The organism is Gammaproteobacteria bacterium (genome assembly GCA_016195665.1).
GTDB lineage: Bacteria > Pseudomonadota > Gammaproteobacteria > SURF-13 > SURF-13 > JACPZD01.
In genome coordinates, this window is sequence record JACPZD010000013.1 from 1 (window position 1) to 16,939 (window position 16,939).

The window sequence follows — 16,939 nt, forward strand, 5'->3', positions numbered from 1 at the left end:
ATCGACGGGGGAGTTTGGCACCTCGATGTCGGCTCATCACATCCTGGGGCTGTAGCCGGTCCCAAGGGTATGGCTGTTCGCCATTTAAAGTGGTACGCGAGCTGGGTTTAGAACGTCGTGAGACAGTTCGGTCCCTATCTGCCGTGGGCGCTGGAGATTTGAGAGGAGCTGTCCTTAGTACGAGAGGACCGGGATGGACGTACCTCTGGTGTACCGGTTGTCATGCCAATGGCACCGCCGGGTAGCTATGTACGGACGGGATAACCGCTGAAAGCATCTAAGCGGGAAGCCCCCCTCAAGATGAGATCTCCCTGAGAGCTTGACTCTCCTAAAGGTCCGTCGAAGACGACGACGTTGATAGGCTGGGTGTGGAAGCGCAGTAATGTGCGTAGCTAACCAGTACTAATTGACCGTGAGACTTGACCATATAACACCCAAGCAGTCTAACCAGACTGGATGAAGTGTTAGAAGGTTGAATATGTGTATATACCCAAAGCCTTGCAACAACTTCCCGATTTTTTACTGACAGTGAGCGCTGTCGGTAGCCAGTTTGCCTGGCGGCAATAGCGAGCGTGAACCACCCGATCCCATCCCGAACTCGGAAGTGAAAGCGTTCAGCGCCGATGATAGTGTGGGAGGTCCCATGCGAAAGTAGGTCACTGCCAGGTTTTATATCCGAACCCCGATGGCTTAAACCATCGGGGTTTTTTATTGCTCGTTGTTTTTAAGGCATCTCAAGTAACCTTTCCTGGCGCGGCGTTCGCTGCTCACCCCCTGGAATCATGCGACAGTTTTGAGTATCCTGAGTCATCCTTTCAAACCATTACGACCTCAACTTCTAATCTTAAGGGGAGAAAAATGACCAAAACCTACCGACTCTTGTTACTGCTTCCAATGATAACCGCGCTAAGTGCTTGCGCAGGCACAGTTAAACGATCGGAAAATGATCCCAAGCCCACAATGGTACAAGCCTACGCAACGCAGAAATTCAGCAGCGTGACGCTGGATCTAACACCGGAGGTAAAAGGCAAGCTGGATGAGAATATAAAATTCAGCCCCGATGCGCTGAGTACCATGGTGAAGCGCCGTTTGGAGAATAAGGGTTTGATGAGCAATTCCGCTCAGAGCAATTTGAAAGTGACTATTACGGATGTGCGGGTACGTTCGACATTTAATGCAATCATGTGGGGCTTTATGGCCGGTGATGACAGAATCGTTGGGAATGTAGAGGTCCAGGGCCCGGGGAATAAACCGGTCAACCACTTTGAGGTGTCAGCCTCTTATGCCTTGGGTGGATTCGGTGGAGGGCAAGACGACACCCGGATGAACTGGCTTTATGAAAAATTCTCAGAACTGCTCGTCGCAGAGCTCACTGGCGAAAATAAAGCCGCTTCTATTGGGCATTGAAGACCAGGAGAGAATCGATAGCCCCTGCAAGAAGTGCCTTGCAGGGGTTTTAGTAATGAAACGTTTCGTTCAAGGTCTTGCCAATGGTTTCCGCATCCTGCTGTCCATAAAGAGTAGTTAGCTTTTCGCCGTTGGGGGCGAAGAAAACCAGTGCCGCGCTGTGAATATTCTGTTTATCGGCAAATGCCTTACCCTCCGCTGTGTATACATCCGCCACCAGAAAGGTCACACGCCCTTCGTAGTTACTCCTCACTTTATTGATTTCATCCATGAGTAATTGACTGGAGACCTGGTTGTGGTCGTGGATCTGCACCACCACATTGCCACCCTTGCCGATCAGGGATAGATCGCGTGAATAGCCGCGCGGCAGCAGGCTAATTAGAATGCCGGCGGCCCCCAGTATGAGCGCAATGATCAATACTCTTCGCCAGAGGCGGGTTTTCTGCCTGAAGGATTGAGTGGTGCGGCCGGCGGGTTTCATGGGAATCCTAACGGTTGAAAGGTAATACCGGGCCCTCTAAGAATGCGTCACTATTTCTAGAGGTACTCTACCGTCATTATACTGATTCCACAATTCGTTTGTGTTTTGGCCGCTATTGGAGTTAGATAAGGCCTTTGGGATCAAACGAAGGTTTGATGCGCCTATGGAGCGGATAGAAAGCGGTTCTCAAGGGCAGCATACACCATACCGGTACGTAGCCATCGCAGCTTTTTGGCTCGCCGCGAGTGGCGCGCTGACGGCGCTGTTGTCCGGGCTGGGATCGCGATGGAAGTGGTGGGAATTTGGAACCGGTTTTGTATTTCTTAAGTGGGCGGTCTATGCCGGTATTGCGGCCATTTTGCTGTCACTCGTGGGTCTCTTGCTGGGGTATAAGGCAGGCCGCCGGCGTGGGCTGGTCTGGGCGGGGGCTGGACTGGTGATCGCCCTTGTGGTTGTTCTGGCGCCGCTTAACTGGTTGCGTACCGCGAGCCAGGCGCCGCCCATCCACGATATTACGACGGATACGCAAAATCCTCCGCAGTTTGTGGCGGTGTTGCCGCTACGTAAAAATGCGCGGAATTCGGCGCAGTATGCCGGACCGGAAGTTGCCGCCTTACAGGCCAAGGCCTATCCGTACATCGTGCCGATGTTGCTGAGTATACCGCCCGGCCAAGCCTTTCAGCATGCCTTGAGCGCCGCACGGGAGATGGGTTGGTTCATCGTGGACGAAAATCCCAGCGAAGGCCGTATCGAGGCGACCGCCACTACGCGCTGGTTCGGGTTCAAGGATGACGTGGTGATACGCATCACCCCGGCGGAGCAGGGCAGCCGGGTGGATGTGCGTTCCGTGTCGCGTGTCGGGGTGAGCGACTTGGGCACGAATGCCAGAAGGATCGAAGCCTACCTGAAAAAGCTGAAGGAAGCGGCGGCTTCGGGGTGATTCAGGCCGAGACCGGGCACAGCTCGCTGGGGCCAGCGAACCCTGTGATCTAACCCGCGGCTAGAGTACGAATGCGGCTGTTTAATCTGCTCTTGTGACGGGCAGCCTTGTTTTTGGAGATGAGACCCTTGCGCGCCATGCTGTCGATGGAGGGTACGGAGGCTTGGTAAGCGGCCGTGGCCTGTACCTTGTCGCCGGCGGCGATGGCATTGACGACCTTTTTGATGGTGGTGCGTACCATGGAGCGCATGGCCACGTTATGTTGGCGGTGCTTTTCCGCCTGACGCGCGCGCTTTTTTGCTTGTGGTGTGTTAGCCAAGATGTAACTCCCAAAATTGCTTACCAGAAAGCCGGTTATTATCCCAATTTTGGCCTTCCCTGTCAAAGTTAGAGTAATCTATGGCAACCGTGCCCTCACGCGCATTAAGGCCGCGCGGGGGCAGGCTAAATTCTGAGATAATAATGACTTAGCCAAGATTAGATAGAGATGACCTGCCGAACTGCCTGCATCAGTAGCCCTTTCGATGGAGTATTACGCTGAGCCGACACCTCCTTAAGTCCACCGCTGTAGTGGGTTCCATGACCATGATCTCGCGTGTGCTGGGCTTTGTCCGCGACATGGTTATCGCGCGCCTGTTCGGCGCGGGGAGCGGCGCGGACGCCTTTTTTGTCGCGTTTCGCATCCCCAATTTCTGGCGGCGGCTGTTCGCCGAGGGCGCGTTTTCGCAGGCTTTTGTGCCGGTGCTGGCGGAATATAAGGAACAGCGCGCCCATGAGGAGGTGCGCTTGCTGGCCGATCATGTCACGGGTGCGCTGGGCCTGGTTTTGTTCGGCGTCACCCTGTTCGGGGTGATCGCCGCGCCGTTGCTGGTGGTGATCTTCGCCCCCGGTTTTCTGGATGAGGCGGATCGCTATGATTTAACGGTGACGATGCTGCGTATCACCTTTCCCTATCTGTTGTTTGTTTCTCTGGCGGCGATGAGCGGTGCGATATTAAACACGTATGGCCGCTTCGGGGTGCCGGCCTTTACTCCGGTGTTCTTGAATCTCGCCATGATCGGTTGCGCGATCTGGCTGGCGCCGCGCCTCGAACACCCGGTGACCGCGCTCGCTTGGGGTGTATTTCTTGGCGGCTTGATGCAGCTCTTGTTTCAGTTGCCGTATCTCAAGCGTCTGCGGTTATTGCCACGTTTGCGTTGGGGCTGGCGAGACGACGGTGTGCGGCGCATTATCAAGCTGATGTTGCCCGCGATCTTCGGCGTGTCGGTGACGCAGATTAATCTGCTGTTTGATACGTTGATCGCCTCGTTTCTGGTGGCTGGCAGCGTATCGTGGTTGTACTACTCTGATAGGTTGGTGGAGTTTCCGCTCGGTGTGTTCGGCATTGCGCTCGCCACTGTGATGCTGCCGAATCTTTCGCGGGAGCACGCGCAGGCCTCGACGGAGAAATTCTCGCAGAGCTTGGACTGGGCGATGCGCTGGGTATTACTGATCAGTACGCCCGCTACCATAGGGCTGGTGCTATTGGCGGGGCCGTTGCTCACAACGCTGTTTCGTTACGGCGAATTCGATGCGCACGATGTGCTAATGTCGAGCTACAGCTTGATGGCCTTCGGCGTGGGATTGCCCGGTTATATCTTTATCAAAATACTCGCGCCCGCGTTTTACGCGCGGCAGGACACGCGCACGCCGGTGCGCATCGGCGTGATTGCCATGCTGACCAATATGCTGCTCAACGTGCTGTTTGTGATTCCGCTTGCCAAATTCGGCGTGGGCCATGCGGGTATCGCCCTGGCCACGGCGCTCGCCGCGTTTCTCAATGCCGGGCTGTTGTATGGCGCGCTCCGTAAGACCGGCGCTTATCAGGCCGCGCCGGGCTGGAGGGCGTTTGCGGCGCGCATCGCGGGGGCCAGTCTGATCATGGCGGCCGTACTGTGGGTGGCGATGGGGGATTTATCACAGTGGTTGCAATGGCCAGCCGTGACGCGCGGCGGGCGCTTGGTTTTACTCATTGCCGCCGCCGCCTTGGCGTACCTCGTCAGCTTATGGATGTTCGGGTTGCGCTTAAAGGCCTTGGTGTTGAAACCAGGAAGTCGGTGATGAATACAGGATGTCCGTTACAATAAGCGTTTTATAAATGCATGCGTGGCCACATGGAGCTTATCCGGGGTCTTTACAATCTGCGCCCTCGCCACCACGGTTGTGTGGCGACCATCGGCAACTTTGACGGAGTGCATCTCGGTCATCAGGCGGTATTAGGTCAGTTAGCCGGGAAATCGGCCGAGCTTGGGTTACCTTCCGTGGTAGTGACCTTTGAGCCGCAGCCGCGGGAGTTTTTCGCCCATAGCCAGAGCCCGGCCCGGTTGACCCGGTTCCGGGAGAAAATGCAGGCCTTGCGGCGCTACTCGGTGGATCGGGTGGTGTGTCTGCGCTTCGATGAGAAACTGGCCAGTATGGAGGCACAGGATTTCATACAAAGACTGCTGGTGGAGGGACTAGGGGTGCGCTATCTGGTGGCCGGCGATGATTTTCGTTTCGGGCATGACCGCCGGGGAGATTTCGCCATGTTGCAAACGGCGGGTGCGCGATATGGATTCCAAGTCGTGAACATGCATGCCTTTAGTGTGGACAACATCCGCGTGAGCAGCACGCGCATTCGTGAGGCGCTTGCAGCGGGTGACTTCACTACTGCGGAAAAATTATTGGGACGGCCGTACCGCATGTCAGGACGTGTGGCGCACGGTGATAAGCTGGGGAGCAGGCTTGGTTTTCCGACGGCGAACATTCATTTGCACCGCAAGACGGCGCCCCTGCAAGGCGTGTTTGTAGTGGAGATGTTCGGCCTCAGCCGGGAGCCTGTTTCGGGGGCCGCCAACGTCGGGACCCGGCCCACCCTCAAGGGGACGCGCTGCCTGCTGGAGGTCCACCTGCTGGATTTTAATGAGGACATCTACGGGCGCTATGTGCAAGTGGAGTTTTTACACAAGTTGCGCGATGAGGTGCGCTATGATTCGTTGGACGAATTGAAAGATGCGATAGCCAAGGATTGCGAACAGACGCGTGAGTTTTTTCTGAATTATCACGCACGTTAGAATAAAAAATGCAGAACGCAAAGTCGCAAAGATTTTTAGCGTCTTTGCAACTTTGCGTTGGGCTTTTAGAGTTTAGGTGAGAGGCTGGTAGTGATTGATTACAAAGATACCTTGAATTTGCCGCAGACTGATTTTCCGATGAAGGCGAACTTGCCTGTGCGCGAGTTGGAGATTTTACACCATTGGGATGAGATCGGGCTGTATGGCAAATTGCGTGAAACCGGGCGGGGGCGGGAAAAGTTTGTCCTGCACGACGGTCCACCCTACGCCAATGGTGAGATCCACATTGGCCACGCCGTCAACAAGGTGCTCAAGGATATTATCGTCAAGGCCAAGACCTTGAGCGGTTTTGACGCGCCTTATGTGCCGGGCTGGGATTGCCACGGCCTGCCCATCGAGCTGATGGTCGAGAAAAAGATCGGCAAGGCGGGTGTTAAGGTGGACGCCAAGACCTTTCGCAAGGCCTGCCGTGAATATGCGACCACTCAGGTCAACAGTCAGCGCGAAGACTTCAAACGTTTGGGTGTGGTGGGCGATTGGAAGCATCCTTATCTCACCATGGACTTCAAGTTCGAGGCCGACATCATTCGTTCACTCGGGCGTGTAGTTAAGAGTGGTCATGTCTACAAAGGCTTTAAGCCGGTGCACTGGTGCGTGGACTGCGGTTCGGCGCTGGCCGAGGCTGAGGTCGAATACGAGGACAAGACTTCGCCCGCCATAGATGTGCGCTTTGCCGTGTGTGACGAAGCGGCGTTGTTGAGCCGCTGCCGCGTGGCGCCGGAGCATGAAGGGAAAGGACCTATCTCGGTGGTCATCTGGACCACGACGCCGTGGACCTTGCCGGCGAATCACGCTGTGGCGCTCAATCCGGAGTTCGATTATGTCGTCGTGCAATGCTCGGGTGAACTCGGCCCTGAGCGCTTGGTGTTGGCGGAGCGACTGATGAAAGATGTCATGATGCGCTACGGGATGGATGACTATCATGTGGTTGCCTATGCACGCGGCCTCGATCTTGAAGGCGTCAAGTTGCAACACCCGTTTTATGATCGGGAAGTGCCGGTCATTCTGGGCGATCATGTCACGGCCGAGGCCGGCACCGGCGCCGTGCATACCGCGCCGGGGCATGGTCAGGATGACTACGTCGTCGGTCAGCGTTACGGTCTGCCCGTGGACAACCCGGTGGGCGGTGACGGCAAGTTTTTACCCAGCACGCAGCACTTCGCCGGCCTGCATGTCTGGCAGGCCAATGATGCGGTGATCGAAATGCTAAAGACACGCGGCGCGCTGCTGCACAACCAAGCGCTGCGGCATAGCTATCCGCACTGTTGGCGCCACAAGACCCCGATTATCTTTCGTGCCACGCCGCAGTGGTTTATCGGCATGGAACAAAAAGGTCTGCGCAGTGCCGCCTTATATGCGATTGAGCAGACAAAATGGGTGCCGGATTGGGGCCGGGCGCGCATCGAGGGCATGGTGGCAGGACGTCCCGATTGGTGTATCTCGCGTCAGCGTACCTGGGGTGTGCCGATTGCGCTGTTTGTCCATAAAGAGAGCGGTGAACTGCACCCTGACACCGAGAAGCTCATCGAACAGGCCGCTAAATGGGTCGAGCGAGAAGGCATTGACGCCTGGTTTGATTTCATTCCTAACGAGGTGTTGGGAGACGAAGCGGCGCACTATGATAAGGTCACGGATACGCTGGATGTGTGGTTTGATTCCGGCGTTACGCACGCCTGCGTGCTGGAACAGCGTGCCGAGTTGAATGGCGTGCCTGCCGATTTATATCTGGAAGGCTCCGATCAGCATCGAGGCTGGTTCCAGTCGTCCTTGTTAACCTCGGTTGCCATGCGCGGCGATGCGCCTTATAAATCCCTGCTCACACACGGCTTTGCCGTGGATGCCAAGGGCGAGAAGATGTCCAAGTCCAAGGGCAACGTGGTGGCGCCACAGAAGGTCATCGGCGCCTTGGGGGCGGACATTTTGCGCCTGTGGATCGCCTCCGCCGATTATCGTTACGAGATGAACGTATCGGACGAAATATTAAAGCGCACGGCCGATTCCTATCGGCGCATCCGGAATACTGTGCGCTTTTTGCTGGCCAACCTACACGGCTTTGATCCGGCCAAGGACAAGGTTGAGGCAGTTGATATGGTGGCCCTAGACCGTTGGGCGGTGGCGTGCGCCGACGCGCTGCAAGTCAATATCAAACAGGCTTATGATGTTTTTGAGTTTCACCGGATCTATCAGGAGTTGCACAGTTTCTGCGTGCTCGATTTGGGTGGCTTTTATCTCGACATCATCAAAGACCGCCAATACACCACGCAGAAAAACAGCAAGCCGCGGCGATCCGCGCAAACCGCAATCTATTACATGTTGGAGGCGATGGTGCGCTGGCTTGCGCCCATTATGAGCTTTACCGCGGAGGAAATCTGGCGTCATGCGCCGGGGGACAGAGGCGCGTCGGTCTTTTTGGGAGGCTGGTACGAACTGCCCGGCGTTTATTCTACGAAGGAAGCGGAAAGACACATGAATCTCTGGGAACAAATCCGCGCCGTGCGTGAGGATGTCGGCCGTGAGCTTGAAAAGCTGCGCGCCGCGGGTAGTATCGGCTCTTCGCTGGACGCGGAAGTGGATCTTTACTGCGACGAGAAACTAAGCGATGTGTTGACCCGTCTCGATGACGAATTGCGCTTTGTATTGATTACCTCTTATGCCCGTGTACACTCTGCTCAAGAACGCCCCGCTGATGCCGAACCGGCCTTAAGTCTCAACGGCAGGCTGTGGATCAGGGCGATGCCTTCCAAACATAAAAAATGTATCCGCTGCTGGCACCATCGCGAGGATGTCGGTACTCACCCTGCGCATCCCGATATTTGCGCAAGATGTGTCACCAATGTTACAGGCCACGGCGAAGTCAGGTATTATGCTTAAGTGGTTGTGGCTGTCGTTGCTGGTGATCGTTCTCGATCAACTCAGCAAATATGTGGTCAGCAATTTTCTGCGTCTCTACGAGACGGTGGCCGTGTTGCCTTTTTTCAGCATCACGTTGCTACATAATCCCGGCGCGGCGTTCAGCTTTTTGGCCGGTGCCGGCGGCTGGCAACGCTGGCTGTTCACCCTCATCGCGCTTGTGGTGAGTATCGCCATTATTGTGTGGCTGGAGCGTCTGCCGGCGGCGGATAAGTGGCAGGCAGCGGCGCTCTCGCTCATACTCGGTGGCGCGCTAGGTAACGTGATGGATCGCCTACGCCTCGGCTATGTCGTGGATTTTCTCGATTTCTATTATCAACAGTGGCACTGGCCGCCGTTTAATGTCGCGGATTCGGCAATAACAGTCGGGGTAGCGATATTACTGATGACGACCTTGAGAGGGGATAAACACCCTCGTTAGGCGTAGTCTAAGGAGGTGGTATGATTATAAATCGAAGTTGATGTGTGCATCTGGGTTTTGTCCTTAAGACTGATTAGTCATTAATGGAGGTAACCATGAGCAAGATAATCAAATTCATCCACCGAGTAACACATGCAATCCTGGCTGCGTGCAACGCCGTCTGCCCCACGTGTGGTTCACCCTGCGCGAATACCTTCAATCATCAAGACGGTCAACACAGTTGTGGTGATCATTCCTGGTAAGTGGGGAATAAGGATCACATCTTGTGATGAGATTGTTATTGAATCCTGGGTAGGCAAACAAAAAATCGTTTGCCTACCCACGGAGGACTATATACCCATCAGAACGTATGGCAAGCTCCGATGAGTCTGCGTGGCGTTAATCACATAGTACTCAAGGTAAAGGATCTGAGCACCTCGGATCATTTTTACCGTGACGTGCTCGGCATGCAGCGCGTCGGCGAGCGGCCTGGCATGTGGTTTTACCACGCCGGTGGCCACCATCACGACCTCGCGCTGGTTGAGGTCGGGCCAGAGGCACAACCACCCAATCGGATGGATACCGGCCTGTTTCATTTTTGTCTGGATGTCAGCGACGAACAGGCGTTAGCGGAACTCCATAAACGTTGCGAGGCCGCCGGTGTGAGCATCCTCGGCGCGGTGGATCACACTATCTCGAGAGGGTTTTATGTTCAGGATCCCGATGGGCATGTAGTGGAGCTGGGCGTGGATGTACCGGCTCACGAATGGGCGGGCGTGAATAACCCATTTGCGCATGATCGGGGATACAATTTGCCAGACAAAAAATAGGTAGCTTACAGCGTCCGCTATATGAAAGCGTCAAAAAGTCTGGCGCGCAAGTTTGCCGTCCGTCCGGCTCATGACCAAGCGTGCGCCTACCACCAGCGCCTCGATCTCCTCGCGCGTGAACATCAAGGGCGGCAAATCAAAACCGCGCCGCAGCACATAGCCCACACCCGTTGCGCCGTCTATCGGCACGCCGGAAGCCATCAGGTCACGAATGTCCCGGTAGACGCTGCGCTCGGAAATTTCCAGGCGCCCGGCTAGATCATGCGCCGTGATCGCCATGCGGCGCGTGCGCAGGATCTGGATGATTTGGAACAGGCGATCCGCGCGGCGCATGGCGTATAACTACACGTCAGGCTATGCCGTTTTTTCTTCGGTAAATCGCGCCATGACCAAACCCGCTAGCGTCCAGCCTATGACAGTATCCAGAATAATTACGATGACGTAAGGGGTGGAAAACCCAAACCAGTTCCAATACGGGGCATGGCTTACAAAACCGATAATAAGGCCGACGAGAGCAATAAACATCACTTTGCTCAGGTAATTCAAACCTCGTGTCTGGCGCAGCAACACAAATACCAGAAAGGCCGATATGATTTGCGTTATCAGTCCGATGCCCATCAATTTGCCCATGTTCATATCGAAGCCTTGCGGCAAGACATTGACAAACGCCGCCGTCTCACCCGGTTTGTGATCTTCCTCTGCAAAGGGCAGATAATAAACGCCTTGTTCCGGCGCATTGGCTTTGAGCACTTGGGCGACCGCCGCCTCATCGCTGAACTTGTGCGCGACACTTTCATGCCAAGGCAATACGGCCCAGGAAACAAAGCCCCACAGGAATAACACCAACCCACCCAACACTACGGCTAATGCGGATCTTTTCATAGAGCTCTCCTCTGGGCGTTTTTAAAAAGGGTGCGAAGTACTGCTATTATTATGCGGCTTGGCTGGTTTTACATCCAATTGGGAAATAAATCTCCCTGGCAAAAAGCCTGATGTCGTATCCTTTACTGTCCGTGCTGATGCTTTTGTTAGCCGCTTTCATTTTATGTCTACCGCTTTTCAGGAGGTAAACCGCCAATTGAGGCTGCAAGCTTCGCATGAGCTTCTCGATCAACTGGCCGGTGTTTAATATGGCTACTCGCTGGCTGTGTGCCAAGGAAGTTACCGCCTTTCCAGTTTTTCGACGGTCTGATTGGTCTGGGAACAAAGCCACCACCGCAGTTTGGACAGACGTTGCCCAAAACGCTATCAACACAGGCGGCACAGAACGTACACTCATAAGAACAAATGCGTGCCTCCAGTGAGTCGGGTGGCAGGAGTTTGTTGCAGTGTTCGCAGGTTGGTCTGAGTTCGAGCATAATGTCTCCTTTCTGTGACGGCTAACGCCCCAGTTCGCCGGCGCGTCATTTTTGCGCTTCGGTGGGACGATATGTTAGACCTGCTGCGCCGTAAGCCATGCAATGACTTCACGCGCATTTTCGTCAGGCGGAAACACCGGATAGAAAACCTTTCGGATAACGCCATCTATAGCAACGACTGTTAACCGCTTTATTAGGCATGAGCCCGCATACTCAAATGTGGGTAGTTGCAGCGCATGGGTTAAAGCGAGATGCCTATCATTGAGTGACTCAAAGGGCAGATGCAGTCTTGCATAGGCATATTGTTGGTCCTCCAGGGCTTGTGCGCTTACGCCGAATACCTCGACGCCGAGTTGTTTCAGCGCGGCATGGTGATCCCGGAACGCACATGTTTGAGGTGTGCATCCCCTAGCGCCGGGAATCTCGTTCCAGCCGACGAGAGGCGGACTATCGGGACGACCCAGCATGGGGTAGAAATAACAGACCAGCGTACCAGTATAGGCACTGAGATCCACGATTCTGCCCGCAGTGCTGGTCAGTGGAAGCGAGGGTAGAGCGCTTCCCATAAGGTGATCGCACGCGCCGTCATCTACAGGCACAGGCAGATTATTCGGCAATGTGTACAGGTCTTTTATCATGTCTCTATCCGGGGCCGATCCTTTGCAGGTCAAACTAAAAATAGCCATTCTATATGACGTGTAATGTTACATCATCTTTCAAACGCGAAACGCCAGTAAGCAGGTGGAGCAGCGTGCCAGGAGTGTGCTCGCGCGGGGCTGATAAGTGACGCGTTTTGTGCAATGGCGAAGCGGACGGTGGTTTGGATACGGGGCAGTCCCTCACCTCAACCCTCTCCCGAAGGGAGAGGGAGTAACCTTTGTTTTCTTGGCTTTTAGCGCAGCCCCGTAGGCCTTTTGCGCCCAATCTCGCATGGCCTCCGGTTCTTCGAAGACTTCTGGCGGGGCTTCGAAGTATTGCAGGGTGACGGTTTTTCTGCGCGCAATGTAGGTAAACGGACTCAAGCCTTTAGCCTCAAATTCAGCGCGAGTCGTGGAGTCTGCTTTGAAGTACAGTCTATCGTCAACGACGATGGCAAACATGCAGTCGTCTTGATAGATGCCGTGTCCGCCAAACATGGCGCGTGCGTGCACTCTGCCGAGAGGTGCCATGTGTTCGATGACAAACTCCACAAACTCGCTGTGCCGAGGCATCACTAGGCTAGTATCTCCGCACCGAAAGGATTATCGAGCGCGATGAGCCAGTTGCCATCGGGCTGACGCCGGAAGACGTCTGAGGAGAGGCCACCCAGTTGCACGGGGTTTCCGGTGGGGTCTGTTCCGCGCATAGTCCAACGCGAGGAGTAAAGTGCCACACCGTCAGCCTCCATGATTTTATACGCTTCGGTCGTAATCGCCGGCTTTAATGCTGCGAATCCCGCGAGTGCTTCGCGTAGTGCCTGAGTTCCCGTTGCCACTACGCCGGGTTGGATGACGAGGGATGCCTCCGGTTCATACATGCTCAGCGCCGTTTCAAGGTCGCCCCGGTTCATGGCGTTGACGAAGTGGGTGACGGCATCCAGCGGGCTGGAAATTTTCATGTTGGTTCCTCATGGTGGTTGATAGATGTGTACAGTCTATCTGCCTGCTCCTGTCAGCATACCGGCAGGAGCGTGGTGATTGCCACTACTTGCATTCCTGAACGTACACTGTAACCTAGCGAGCATGTTAGTCAAGTTCACCAAAATGCACGGCCTGGGCAATGATTTTGTGGTGATAGACGCCATCAATCAGTCCATCTCCCTTACTCCTGAGCAGGCGCGCTTTATCGCCGATCGGCATTTCGGCGTGGGTTGCGATCAGGTGTTGTTGATTGAACGGCCACGCACGCCGGGAGTGGATTTCGCCTACCGTATTTATAACGCCGATGGCGGCGAGGTGGAGCAGTGCGGCAATGGCGCACGCTGTTTTGCGCGTTTCGTGCGTGACCAGGGATTGACCGCCAAAAACGAACTCGTTGTGGAGACGATGTGCGGCGTGATCCGGCCCCGCATCGAAACCGATGGACAGGTGAGTGTGGAGATGGGCGTGCCACGTACCCATCCAAAAGACATTCCCTTTGTGGCGGAAGCTGAATCATTGAGCTATGCTGTTATAGCGAATGGTTGTAGCGTCGAGTTGAGCGTGGTGTCCATGGGCAATCCGCATGCGGTGTTGCGGGTAGAGGATGTGAGCCGTGCACCGGTGGCCGAGTTGGGGCCGTTACTGGAATCCCACGCCCGGTTTCCCGCGCGGATCAATGTGGGGTTTATGGAGGTGGTGGATAGCTCGCATATCCGTCTGCGCGTTTACGAGCGCGGCGTGGGTGAGACGCTGGCCTGCGGAACCGGCGCCTGCGCCGCGGTGGTGGCGGGCCGGCGGCAAGGGTGGTTAGATGAAAAGGTGGCGGTTGATTTACCTGGAGGGAGGCTTCAGGTGAGTTGGCAGGGACCGAATGAGCCGGTATGGATGACCGGGCCGGCGGCCCGCGTATTTGAGGGGAGTCTCGAACTGTGACCACACAACAAAGACACGGGTTGGCGGGGGGGTTGAGCGACAAGGAGGTGATTGAATATCTGCAGGCGCATCCCGATTTCTTCATCACTCATACCCACCTATTGGCGGATCTGGTGGTGCCGCACGAAAGCGGAGGCGCGGTTTCGCTGATCGAGCGTCAGGTAGCGGTATTGCGCGATCAGAACCGTCAGGTACGCCGCGAGATGGCCGATCTGGTGCAGATCGCACGCGACAATGATCGTCTCAATGAATGTCTGCAACGCTTTGCGCTGGCCGTGATGGGGTGCGCCACGCTGAGTGAAATCTTCAACACGTTGTACGACACGCTGCGGAGCGATCTGAACGCAGACGCTGTGGACTTGCGCCTGTTCGGGAATGGTGCGGCCGAACTGGAAGACGCCGAACTGGTGAATGCCGCCTGGGTGGCGCGTGATGCGGCGGAACTGGAGATATTCAGAAAAATACTGGAAGCCGGAAAACCGGTATGCGGCAGACTCTCTCCTGCGCAATTGCATTATCTATTCGCATCCCAGGCCAAGGATATCGCCTCTGCCGCCCTTTTGCCGCTGCATCCGGGGGGGCAAGAGGGTTCTCCACTCAGTTACGGCTTACTTGCCATCGGCAGTTACAACGGCGAGCGCTTTCACCCGGCGATGGGGACGGTATTTCTCAGCTATCTGTCCGCGCTGCTCAGCCGGGCTTTGCAACCACACCTAGCGTAGTCACATGCAGGACGCTGAACAAGTTTGGCTGGAGCGTTTTTTCAACCATCTCATCCACGAGCGGAATCTCTCGCCTCACACAGTAACGGCCTACCGTCACGATCTGGAAAGGCTGGTTGAATTTTGCGATGCCGGAAATATTTCCGAGTGGCGTGCATTGAACGGCCGCCAGGTGCGCGGTTTTGTGAGCAGCGGTCAGCGCAGCGGTTTGGGCGGCCGCAGTCTGCGGCGGCGATTGTCCGCGGTGCGCGCATTCTACAACTACTTGATGCGTGAAGCAGCGCTTACCAACAATCCGGCGCTGGGCATCCTCGCGCCCAAGTCGGGGCGCCGGCTGCCGGCTACCCTGGATGTAGATCAAATGGCGCGCTTGTTGGATATCAAAATGACGGAAGGACTGGCGTGCCGCGATCGCGCGCTGATGGAGTTGTGTTATTCCTCGGGCCTGCGTCTGGCCGAGCTGGTCGGGTTGGATGTGCGGGATATTGATCTCACCGACGCCACGGCACGCATCACCGGCAAGGGCAATAAAGTGCGTGTCGTGCCAATTGGCCGCTATGCCCGTAGCGCGCTGCAGACTTGGCTTAAGGAGCGCATCAAGTCCGCGAAAGAAGACGAGCCCGCGCTGTTCGTCGGCCGGCGCGGGAAACGCTTGACCGCGCGCGCAGTCCAGTTGCGGGTGCGCGAGTGGTCCCAACGGCAGGGGATGGACGCGCCGGTTCATCCGCATCAGTTGCGACATTCTTTTGCGAGCCACCTGCTGGAATCGTCCGGCGACCTGCGCGCAGTGCAGGAACTGCTCGGCCATGCCGACATCAGCACCACCCAGATCTACACCCACCTCGACTTTCAGCACCTGGCCAAGGTGTATGATAAGGCGCACCCTCGCGCTCGTAAAAGCAGAGAAAAGATACAAGATACAAGAGAAAAGAAAATATGAGATAACCAAAAAGGCCTACGGTTTTTTTACCTTGTACCTTGTACCTTGTATCTTTTCCCTTGTATCTGTTTTTATATGCGCAAACTTCCCTCCGCCGTTATCCTGTTGGGCACGGTCAGTCTATTGAACGACATGGCCAGCGACATGATTATGCCGCTGCTGCCCGTGTTTTTGACGGCCACACTGGGTGCGGGTCCGGCGATTCTTGGCTTGATTGAGGGGGTCGCCGAGTCTACCGCAAGCCTGCTTAAGCTATGGGCCGGCCGGCTCGGCGACGGCGGCGTGGGGCATAAGCCACTGGCGGTGACCGGCTATGCGTTATCGAATCTGGTGCGACCTCTGCTAAGTGTGGCGGGCAGCTGGGGTGTAGTGATGGCGGTGCGCTTCGCAGATCGTGCCGGTAAAGGGCTGCGCACCTCGCCGCGTGACGCGCTGGTGTCGGGTTCGGTCAATGCCGATCAGCGTGGACAGGCATTCGGCCTGCATCGCGCCATGGACCATACGGGCGCGTTCATCGGACCGCTGTTGGCGAGCGGCCTGCTCGCATACGGACTCACTATGCAACAGGTTTTTTTGGCCTCAGTAGTCCCTGGGGTATTGGCGGTCGTCTTGCTGGTGTTTGGATTGCGCACCGCGCGCGCAGTAAAACAGCGTATTACACCGCCCCCGTTGCAGTGGTCTTTGTTGCACCCCAGGCTGCGCGCGATGGTCATCACGGCCGGCAGCCTCGCCCTGGTGGCCGTGCCGGATGCGTTTCTCATCCTATGGTTGGGCCAGCAGGGCGTTACCCTGTTTTGGATTCCCATCCTGTGGGCTTTTGCCCATGCGGTGCGCGCCCTGGTCGCCTTACCCACGGGACATTGGTCTGACCATCATGGGCGCGTTCCCGTGGTGTTGGTAGGTTGGAGCGTGCGCGCGCTGTTGCTGATAGGTCTGCCCTTCGTCAGTCATCCGGCGGCTGTGATCACCTTGTTTTTTCTCTACGCCGCCTCGACTGCCGCTACGGAAGGCGCGGAGCGCGCGATCATTGGCGATTTCGCCGGGAAGGGGGCTCAAGGCACTGCGTTTGGGCTTTATAATATGATGGTCGGCCTGTTGGCCCTGCCGGGTGCGCTGTGGTTTGGGGCGGTGTGGGAGTTCTTCGGGATGACTATGGCGTTCGTCATTTCCGGCGCGCTGACGGTGTGCGTGGCCTTTGCTCTCTATTTGCTGACGCGCACGCCACAGCCCATTAACAATTCATAAGC

Annotated in this window: 20 protein-coding genes and 2 rRNA genes; 13 read left to right on the top strand and 9 right to left on the bottom strand. The window is 56.0% G+C overall.

Features of this window, described 5'->3' with window-relative positions:
• The 3 genes from HY028_04365 to HY028_04375 all read left to right on the top strand — a co-directional run.
• A 23S ribosomal RNA gene (locus HY028_04365) occupies nt 1–443 on the top strand; the annotation flags it as partial.
• Between the two features lie 110 nt (nt 444–553).
• Nucleotides 554–668, top strand: a 5S ribosomal RNA gene (gene rrf / locus HY028_04370).
• 190 nt (nt 669–858) lie between these two features.
• Nucleotides 859–1,407, top strand: a complete 549-nt coding sequence (locus tag HY028_04375) for a DUF4410 domain-containing protein (protein ID MBI3344082.1) — start codon at nt 859–861, stop codon at nt 1,405–1,407.
• A gap of 49 nt (nt 1,408–1,456) precedes the next feature.
• Here HY028_04375 and HY028_04380 read toward each other — a convergent pair whose 3' ends face one another.
• Complete coding sequence (locus HY028_04380; protein MBI3344083.1) at nt 1,457–1,888, bottom strand: hypothetical protein; 432 nt, start codon at nt 1,886–1,888, stop codon at nt 1,457–1,459.
• 163 nt (nt 1,889–2,051) lie between these two features.
• Between HY028_04380 and HY028_04385 the strand changes: the two genes are divergently transcribed.
• A complete protein-coding gene (locus HY028_04385) occupies nt 2,052–2,828 on the top strand; it encodes a DUF1499 domain-containing protein (GenBank protein ID MBI3344084.1) in 777 nt (258 codons plus the stop codon).
• A gap of 49 nt (nt 2,829–2,877) precedes the next feature.
• Here the strand turns inward: HY028_04385 and rpsT are convergent, their stop codons facing one another.
• Complete coding sequence (gene rpsT / locus HY028_04390) at nt 2,878–3,147, bottom strand: 30S ribosomal protein S20 (protein ID MBI3344085.1); 270 nt, start codon at nt 3,145–3,147, stop codon at nt 2,878–2,880.
• 218 nt (nt 3,148–3,365) lie between these two features.
• On the opposite strand from rpsT, the gene murJ reads away from it, so the two are divergent.
• From murJ to HY028_04415, 5 genes are all read left to right on the top strand, one after another.
• The gene (gene murJ / locus HY028_04395) at nt 3,366–4,928 is read left to right on the top strand and encodes a murein biosynthesis integral membrane protein MurJ (GenBank protein MBI3344086.1); all 1,563 of its coding nucleotides are present in this window, start codon (nt 3,366–3,368) and stop codon (nt 4,926–4,928) included.
• 53 nt (nt 4,929–4,981) lie between these two features.
• A complete protein-coding gene (gene ribF, locus HY028_04400) occupies nt 4,982–5,920 on the top strand; it encodes a bifunctional riboflavin kinase/FAD synthetase (GenBank protein MBI3344087.1) in 939 nt (312 codons plus the stop codon).
• A gap of 90 nt (nt 5,921–6,010) precedes the next feature.
• Nucleotides 6,011–8,851, top strand: a complete 2,841-nt coding sequence (gene ileS, locus HY028_04405) for an isoleucine--tRNA ligase (protein ID MBI3344088.1) — start codon at nt 6,011–6,013, stop codon at nt 8,849–8,851.
• Nucleotides 8,844–9,311 (top strand): lipoprotein signal peptidase, encoded by a 468-nt coding sequence (locus HY028_04410; protein ID MBI3344089.1) that lies wholly within the window; start codon nt 8,844–8,846, stop codon nt 9,309–9,311. The genes ileS and HY028_04410 overlap by 8 nt, the downstream gene beginning before the upstream one ends.
• 362 nt (nt 9,312–9,673) lie before the next feature.
• Nucleotides 9,674–10,120, top strand: coding sequence for a VOC family protein (locus HY028_04415; protein ID MBI3344090.1), 447 nt, complete (start codon nt 9,674–9,676; stop codon nt 10,118–10,120).
• Nucleotides 10,121–10,150: 30 nt separating this feature from the next.
• Here HY028_04415 and HY028_04420 read toward each other — a convergent pair whose 3' ends face one another.
• From HY028_04420 to HY028_04450, 7 genes are all read right to left on the bottom strand, one after another.
• On the bottom strand, nt 10,151–10,453 hold the full coding sequence (locus HY028_04420) for an HTH domain-containing protein (protein MBI3344091.1): 303 nt from the start codon (nt 10,451–10,453) through the stop codon (nt 10,151–10,153).
• A 21-nt stretch (nt 10,454–10,474) separates the two neighbouring features.
• Nucleotides 10,475–11,002, bottom strand: coding sequence for a hypothetical protein (locus HY028_04425; GenBank protein ID MBI3344092.1), 528 nt, complete (start codon nt 11,000–11,002; stop codon nt 10,475–10,477).
• Nucleotides 11,003–11,051: 49 nt separating this feature from the next.
• Nucleotides 11,052–11,276 (bottom strand): hypothetical protein, encoded by a 225-nt coding sequence (locus tag HY028_04430; GenBank protein MBI3344093.1) that lies wholly within the window; start codon nt 11,274–11,276, stop codon nt 11,052–11,054.
• Nucleotides 11,170–11,478 (bottom strand): DUF1272 domain-containing protein, encoded by a 309-nt coding sequence (locus tag HY028_04435; protein MBI3344094.1) that lies wholly within the window; start codon nt 11,476–11,478, stop codon nt 11,170–11,172. The genes HY028_04430 and HY028_04435 overlap by 107 nt, the downstream gene beginning before the upstream one ends.
• 74 nt (nt 11,479–11,552) lie before the next feature.
• A complete protein-coding gene (locus HY028_04440) occupies nt 11,553–12,116 on the bottom strand; it encodes a peroxiredoxin (GenBank protein MBI3344095.1) in 564 nt (187 codons plus the stop codon).
• A gap of 201 nt (nt 12,117–12,317) precedes the next feature.
• A complete protein-coding gene (locus HY028_04445; protein MBI3344096.1) occupies nt 12,318–12,689 on the bottom strand; it encodes a TfoX/Sxy family protein in 372 nt (123 codons plus the stop codon).
• 2 nt (nt 12,690–12,691) lie between these two features.
• The gene (locus HY028_04450; GenBank protein MBI3344097.1) at nt 12,692–13,075 is read right to left on the bottom strand and encodes a DUF4440 domain-containing protein; all 384 of its coding nucleotides are present in this window, start codon (nt 13,073–13,075) and stop codon (nt 12,692–12,694) included.
• Between the two features lie 124 nt (nt 13,076–13,199).
• On the opposite strand from HY028_04450, the gene dapF reads away from it, so the two are divergent.
• The 4 genes from dapF (at nt 13,200) to HY028_04470 (ending at nt 16,937) form a co-directional block, all read left to right on the top strand.
• Nucleotides 13,200–14,030 carry a diaminopimelate epimerase gene (gene dapF, locus HY028_04455; protein MBI3344098.1) on the top strand — a complete coding sequence of 277 codons (831 nt, stop codon included), beginning with the start codon at nt 13,200–13,202 and terminating at the stop codon, nt 14,028–14,030.
• Entirely contained in the window at nt 14,027–14,752 is a 726-nt protein-coding gene (locus HY028_04460) for a DUF484 family protein (GenBank protein MBI3344099.1), read from the top strand. The genes dapF and HY028_04460 overlap by 4 nt, the downstream gene beginning before the upstream one ends.
• 4 nt (nt 14,753–14,756) lie before the next feature.
• A complete protein-coding gene (gene xerC / locus HY028_04465) occupies nt 14,757–15,692 on the top strand; it encodes a tyrosine recombinase XerC (GenBank protein ID MBI3344100.1) in 936 nt (311 codons plus the stop codon).
• 75 nt (nt 15,693–15,767) lie between these two features.
• Nucleotides 15,768–16,937, top strand: coding sequence for an MFS transporter (locus HY028_04470; GenBank protein MBI3344101.1), 1,170 nt, complete (start codon nt 15,768–15,770; stop codon nt 16,935–16,937).
• The last annotated feature ends 2 nt before the right edge of the window (nt 16,938–16,939 follow it).

Bases quoted from the DNA above. Each gene is read 5' to 3' on its own strand.
- HY028_04375 (MBI3344082.1), top strand. From the start codon at position 859: ATGACCAAAACCTACCGACTCTTGTTACTGCTTCCAATGATAACCGCG.
- HY028_04380 (MBI3344083.1), bottom strand. From the start codon at position 1,888: ATGAAACCCGCCGGCCGCACCACTCAATCCTTCAGGCAGAAAACCCGC.
- HY028_04385 (MBI3344084.1), top strand. From the start codon at position 2,052: ATGGAGCGGATAGAAAGCGGTTCTCAAGGGCAGCATACACCATACCGG.
- ribF (MBI3344087.1), top strand. From the start codon at position 4,982: ATGGAGCTTATCCGGGGTCTTTACAATCTGCGCCCTCGCCACCACGGT.
- HY028_04410 (MBI3344089.1), top strand. From the start codon at position 8,844: ATGCTTAAGTGGTTGTGGCTGTCGTTGCTGGTGATCGTTCTCGATCAA.
- HY028_04415 (MBI3344090.1), top strand. From the start codon at position 9,674: ATGAGTCTGCGTGGCGTTAATCACATAGTACTCAAGGTAAAGGATCTG.
- HY028_04420 (MBI3344091.1), bottom strand. From the start codon at position 10,453: ATGCGCCGCGCGGATCGCCTGTTCCAAATCATCCAGATCCTGCGCACG.
- HY028_04425 (MBI3344092.1), bottom strand. From the start codon at position 11,002: ATGAAAAGATCCGCATTAGCCGTAGTGTTGGGTGGGTTGGTGTTATTC.
- HY028_04435 (MBI3344094.1), bottom strand. From the start codon at position 11,478: ATGCTCGAACTCAGACCAACCTGCGAACACTGCAACAAACTCCTGCCA.
- HY028_04440 (MBI3344095.1), bottom strand. From the start codon at position 12,116: ATGATAAAAGACCTGTACACATTGCCGAATAATCTGCCTGTGCCTGTA.
- HY028_04445 (MBI3344096.1), bottom strand. From the start codon at position 12,689: ATGCCTCGGCACAGCGAGTTTGTGGAGTTTGTCATCGAACACATGGCA.
- HY028_04450 (MBI3344097.1), bottom strand. From the start codon at position 13,075: ATGAAAATTTCCAGCCCGCTGGATGCCGTCACCCACTTCGTCAACGCC.
- dapF (MBI3344098.1), top strand. From the start codon at position 13,200: ATGTTAGTCAAGTTCACCAAAATGCACGGCCTGGGCAATGATTTTGTG.
- xerC (MBI3344100.1), top strand. From the start codon at position 14,757: ATGCAGGACGCTGAACAAGTTTGGCTGGAGCGTTTTTTCAACCATCTC.
- HY028_04470 (MBI3344101.1), top strand. From the start codon at position 15,768: ATGCGCAAACTTCCCTCCGCCGTTATCCTGTTGGGCACGGTCAGTCTA.